The organism is Porphyromonas bennonis DSM 23058 = JCM 16335, from assembly GCF_000375645.1.
GTDB classification, from domain to species: Bacteria; Bacteroidota; Bacteroidia; order Bacteroidales; family Porphyromonadaceae; genus Porphyromonas_A; species Porphyromonas_A bennonis.
In genome coordinates, this window is the sequence record NZ_AQWR01000064.1 from 1 (window position 1) to 5,369 (window position 5,369).

Below are 5,369 nucleotides of genomic sequence, written 5' to 3' on the forward strand. Positions count from 1 at the left end.
ATCTTTACCGGGGTCCTCTTTCCCGCGGTCTTCGGCACTTCGTGCCTCGACACGCGGGCTAAACAGCGAAGATCCCTCCGGGGCTTCGCCCCTGCGGGATCGGCAGGCGGTAGCAGTAGGGCTGAGATCAGTCGACGAGATGGCACAGCGACTGATTATTACTTCTTAGTTGTACTGCTCAAATGCGTCACCCCCTGCGTATCGTTGGTATTGTGGAGAGGGAATGGTGGGGAAAAAGGTAACTTTGTGGAAATAGAATTGCGTTGCGTATGGAAATAGCTAAGATAGGACCGGCGGGACTGAAGGAGCGGATCCTGAAGTCTTTTCGCTCCCAGTCACCCTCTTCCTCTCTCCTGCAGAGTGACCCGGCTGACGATGCCGCAGTGCTGGAGCCGGGTGAGGGGCGTCAGTTGATCGCCGCTTCGGCCATGATGCTGGAGGGGGTCCACTTCGACCTGGTCTACTTCCCCCTCAGGTACCTCGGCTTCAAAGCTGTCACCAAGGGGGTCTCTCGCATCGTCGCCATGGGCGGCAGGGCTGAGGGAGTAGAGGTGTCGGTGGGGCTGTCGGCGAGGTTTCAGGTGGAGGATGTTGAGGCGCTGATGAGCGGCGTCCGCGAGGCGTGCGAGATCTACGGCTGTGGACTGATGGGCTGCCACTTCACCTCGTCGCGTACCGGGCTGATGCTCTCGACCCATGTGGTGGGGAGCGTCGAGCGGGGACGGTTCCTCAGGAGCGACACGGCGCAGGAGAATGACCTGATCTGCGTCACGGGCGACCTCGGTGCCGCCTTCCTCGGGCTGACGATGCTGGAGCGGGAGAAGCAGGTATTCGACCGGATGGGGCAGGAGGACTATGCGCCGGACTTTGGCGGCGGAGCCTACTTCCTCTCCCGCCAGATGCGCCCCGTGGCGCGGTACGACCTCAGCCCGTCACCCATCGGGAACGAGATACGTCCCTCGGCGATGACGGAGGTGACAGAGGGGCTGGCAGGCGATCTCCTTCGCCTATGTGACCTCTCCGGTGTCGGCTGTCGGGTCTACGAGGAGCGGCTGCCGATCCTTGCGGAGACACGACGGCAGGCGGAGGCACTGGGGCTGGATCCCACCGCGATTGCCTGCAATGGCGGTGAGGACTACGAGCTCCTCTTTACCCTTCCCCTCACCGACAAGGAGCTGATCGAGGGGCTGGAGGGCGTAACGATGGTCGGCTTCGTCACCGATGCGAGTATGGGCTGTCGCCTCGTCAGCAGTGGCGGGAACGAGACGCCCCTTCGCTCACAGAGTACCACGACGACGGAGTCATGAGGCAGTATCTCGATCTATTGCAAAGGGTGCTGGATGAGGGACACCGGAAGGAGGACCGCACCGGCACCGGGACGATCAGTCTCTTCGGTGCGCAGCTGCGCTTCCCGCTCAGCGAGGGCTTCCCGCTGCTGACGACGAAGAAGCTCCACCTGAAGAGCATCATCTACGAGCTGCTCTGGTTTATCCGGGGCGAGACGAATGTGAAGTACCTGCAGGAGCATGGCGTCCGGATCTGGAACGAGTGGGCCGATGAGGCGGGCGATCTGGGACCGGTCTACGGCGCTCAGTGGCGGCACTGGCTCGATGCCTCGGGCGTGACCCACGACCAATTGGCAGAGGTGATCGAGATGATCCGGAAGAGTCCCGACAGCCGCCGGATGATCGTCAACTCGTGGAACGTGGGGGAGATCGACCGGATGGCACTGCCGCCATGCCACGTGCTTTACCAATTTTACGTCGCAGACGGTAAGCTCTCCCTCCAGCTCTACCAGCGGAGCGCTGACCTCTTCCTCGGGGTGCCATTTAACATCGCATCCTACGCCCTCCTGCTGATGATGGTGGCGGAGGTGACGGGGCTGGAGGCGGACACCTTTATCCACACCTTTGGTGACGCACACATTTACCTCAATCACCTCGACCAGGTCAGGGAGCAGCTCACGCGGGAGCCTCGGCTCCTGCCGACGATGCGGCTCCGACCGGGCGTGACACGGATAGAGGACTTCACCTACGACGACTTTACGCTGGAGGACTATAATCCCTGGCCACACATATCAGGCAAAGTATCTGTATGAGCAAGACAAGCACCCTCTCCCTCATCGTCGCCATGGACAGCGACGGAGCAATCGGGCAGGCGGGCGATATGCCCTGGGGGCGGAGCATGAAGGGGGATCTCCGCCACTTCAAGGAGACCACCATGGGGCACCCGATCCTTATGGGGCGCACCACCTACGAGTCCTTCCCCCGCCGACCGCTGCCGGGACGGCTGAATGTCGTCCTCACCCGTCGACCTGACTACGCCGTGGAGGAGGGGGCTGTGGTAGCCCACTCGGTGGAGGAGGCGCTCCGACTCGCTGAGGGGGCGGACGAGGTCTTCGTCATCGGCGGTCGGCAGATCTACGAGCAGTTGATCGACAGGGCGGATAGGCTCTACGTGACGCTGGTGCACTACACGTTCCCCGACGCGGACACCCACTTCCCCGACATCGATCCGGCGGAGTGGCAGCTGGTCCGGGAGGAGCCGCACCCCGCCGACCCGTCCAACGCCTTCCCCTACACCTTCACTACGCTGGAGCGACGGAAGTCGTAGGAAAATCGGAGAATTACTTTAAACTCTACCCGATAATGTATACCAACTTACGGTATTACACCTCTCCCGAATATTCACAACACTAAACTAACTAGTAATCCTATGGTAAAGAGAAAGACTATATGTGACATAGCTGTTATAGTCACATTCATTATCCTCTCCCTTGCGCTTACGAGCTGTTATGGGAAAGGGAATACACCGGAGTGTCGAACGTTCATTGGAGCGGCATATTTCGGACGCATTAATCTGTGGATCGTCCCGCAAGAGGGAGAAGAGGTGAATCTAGAAGCTATTGAAATCATCGACAACAGTAGAAATTCTCCCACATCGCTGAAACAGCGGTCTACTGAGATAATGAAGGATGGGGTGGTAAAAGTCACGTACTCTGCTCCTACTGTCAGTCCGATCAGTTGTGATGTGCGTTTAACCGATCGTGATCGTTTTACATCACATTTTACCCTCCGAAATCAAGCCTCTGAAATTCGTTTCACGTGTACTTTTGAATATCGTTATAACGATGAACCCAGACCACCTCTCTCTTATGGGGACCCTCATATGATCCTACAAGAGGTGACTTGCGGGGACTTTACCTATACCCGTAAGAATGATAGCGAGAAGTTCCCCGTGGAGGATATTGACATAAAGCTACGTCTGCGAGACAATAAGCTGGAGCTTGTCGAGCCGTGACATAAGGTCACATAGCGATTACTTACTATACGAGACGAAATGATCGATACGTCATTTCGTCTCGTGCTGTCTCTGAGGATACGCGAAAAAAGGTACCTTTGCCCTTAGTCACAATAAAGGAAAGAACAGTATGAATATAGCAATCGTCGGCGCCAGTGGTGCCGTGGGACAGGAGCTGATCAAGCTGGTCGAGGAGCGGGACTTCCCGTGCGACACGATCCGCCTCTTCGGCTCGGAGCGCAGTGCGGGGCGGTCCTACACCGTCAAGGGTAGGGAGGTGACCGTGGAGCTGCTCGAGGAGGGCGATGCCTTCCGCGACATCGATATCGCCTTCGTCAGCGCCGGAGCAGGCACGTCTAAGGCCTTTGCCTCCACTATCACCAAGCATAGCACCCTGATGATCGACAACTCGAGCGCCTTCCGCATGGACGAGGATGTGCCGCTCGTGGTGCCGGAGGTGAATGCCTCTGCCGCCCTCTCGGCTCCCCGTCGGATCATAGCCAACCCCAATTGCACCACCATCCAGATGGTGGTCCCCCTGCAGGCGCTTGAGCGCAAGACACACATTCGCCGTGTCCACGTCGCCACCTACCAGTGCGCCAGCGGTGCCGGTGCGAGCGGTATGGCGGAGCTGGAGCAGCAGACCCACGACTATGCCGAGGGAAAACCGCTGGAGGTGAAGAAATTCTCCCACCAGCTGCTCTTTAACCTCATCCCTCATATCGATGTCTTCCAGGAGAATGGCTACACGAAGGAGGAGATGAAAATGTACAACGAGACCCGGAAGATCATGGGGAGCGACATACGCGTCAGCGCCACCTGCGTCCGCGTGCCGGCGCTCCGCGCCCACTCCGAGGCGGTCTGGTGTGAGCTGGAGCACCCGATGACGACGGAGGAGGCTCAGGAGGCCTTCCGCATAGGCGAGGGCTGCATACTGATGGACGACCCGGCACAGCAGGTCTACCCGATGCCGCTCGACCTCTCAGGGAGGGACGAGGTCTTCGTCGGCCGTGTCCGTCAGGACCTCACGGACCCCAATGGGCTATCCTTCTGGTGCGTGGCAGACCAGATCCGCAAGGGCGCAGCACTCAATGCCATCCAGATCGGCGAGTATATCATTCGTAACAAGTAACATATGACACTACTGAAGAAACTCCTGCCGGCACTTGCGTCGGCGCTACTCCTCACCACCCTCACCGCGACAGCACAGACCACGGCTGAGATCCACTACGACTTCGGTCGGCACGTCTACAACGACCTCTCGGGAGAGAAGCCGATCCTCATCAAGCTCGGCCACCTCTCCTACGACAAGTGGGGGCGTAACTACGGCTACATTCGGCTCAATCCCGCCTCCGAGCGGCTCTACGACCTGGACGCCCGCCTGCAGAGGGACATCAAGTTTGTCGACGCTCCCCTCGCCCTTCGCCTCGAGTACCATGGCGCGATGCGCTATATGGCCGACCGCACCCACGCCATCTCCTCCGGTATCTCCTACCGATTCCACAACGAGTATGTCGACCTCACCGTGGCTCCGAGCTACCGGTATGACTTTGGCTACGAGAAGCCGCACAACTTCCAGCTCTGGGGCGATGCCGCCTGGACCAGCTGGAATCGCGTCTGGACCATACGCGGCTTTGCCGTGCTGCGGACCAACCTCGGTGCCGATGAGGCTCGCCGTCGGGTGATCTTCCGTGCCGAGCCGCAGGTGTGGTGCAATGTAAACCAATTTGTCGGCGTGCCGGACGAGCTCAATCTCTCCATCGGTACCGAGCTGCGGATGGAGTACAATACCCTCCTCCCGGAGGCCTTCCACGTCCGTCCCACCATCGCTGCCAAGTGGACCTTCTGATCCTCTGAGGATAAAAGCAAAAAAAAAGGAGCGAAGCGGTCATCAGACTGCTTCGCTCCTTTTTTTTGCTCCCGCCTGCCGATCCCGCAGGGGCGAAGCCCCGGAGGGATCATCGCTGTTTAGCCGCGCGTCGAGGCACGAAGTGCCGAAGACCCCGGGAAAGGACGACGCATTCAAGGTATACGACCCCGCCAGGGTGTCGCACATACCAGTCAGTCAA

The 5,369-nt window shown here is 59.2% G+C and carries 6 protein-coding genes; all 6 read left to right on the top strand.

Going from position 1 to position 5,369, the window contains the following annotated elements; all coding sequences use genetic code 11:
- Positions 1–269 precede the first annotated feature (269 nt).
- The 6 genes from thiL to B088_RS07885 all read left to right on the top strand — a co-directional run bounded on the left by thiL (position 270) and on the right by B088_RS07885 (position 5,149).
- On the top strand, positions 270–1,307 hold the full coding sequence (gene thiL, locus B088_RS07865) for a thiamine-phosphate kinase (RefSeq protein ID WP_018107881.1): 1,038 nt from the start codon (positions 270–272) through the stop codon (positions 1,305–1,307).
- Positions 1,304–2,098: a thymidylate synthase gene (locus B088_RS07870; RefSeq protein ID WP_018107882.1), complete on the top strand. Its 795-nt coding sequence runs from the start codon at positions 1,304–1,306 to the stop codon at positions 2,096–2,098. Before thiL ends, B088_RS07870 begins: the two co-directional genes overlap by 4 nt.
- Positions 2,095–2,613, top strand: coding sequence for a dihydrofolate reductase (locus B088_RS07875; RefSeq protein ID WP_018107883.1), 519 nt, complete (start codon positions 2,095–2,097; stop codon positions 2,611–2,613). Before B088_RS07870 ends, B088_RS07875 begins: the two co-directional genes overlap by 4 nt.
- A gap of 555 nt (positions 2,614–3,168) precedes the next feature.
- Positions 3,169–3,300 (top strand): hypothetical protein, encoded by a 132-nt coding sequence (locus B088_RS08800; protein WP_018107884.1) that lies wholly within the window; start codon positions 3,169–3,171, stop codon positions 3,298–3,300.
- Between the two features lie 130 nt (positions 3,301–3,430).
- Entirely contained in the window at positions 3,431–4,432 is a 1,002-nt protein-coding gene (locus B088_RS07880) for an aspartate-semialdehyde dehydrogenase (RefSeq protein ID WP_018107885.1), read from the top strand.
- 3 nt (positions 4,433–4,435) lie between these two features.
- Positions 4,436–5,149: a DUF5020 family protein gene (locus B088_RS07885; protein ID WP_018107886.1), complete on the top strand. Its 714-nt coding sequence runs from the start codon at positions 4,436–4,438 to the stop codon at positions 5,147–5,149.
- Positions 5,150–5,369: the final 220 nt, after the last annotated feature.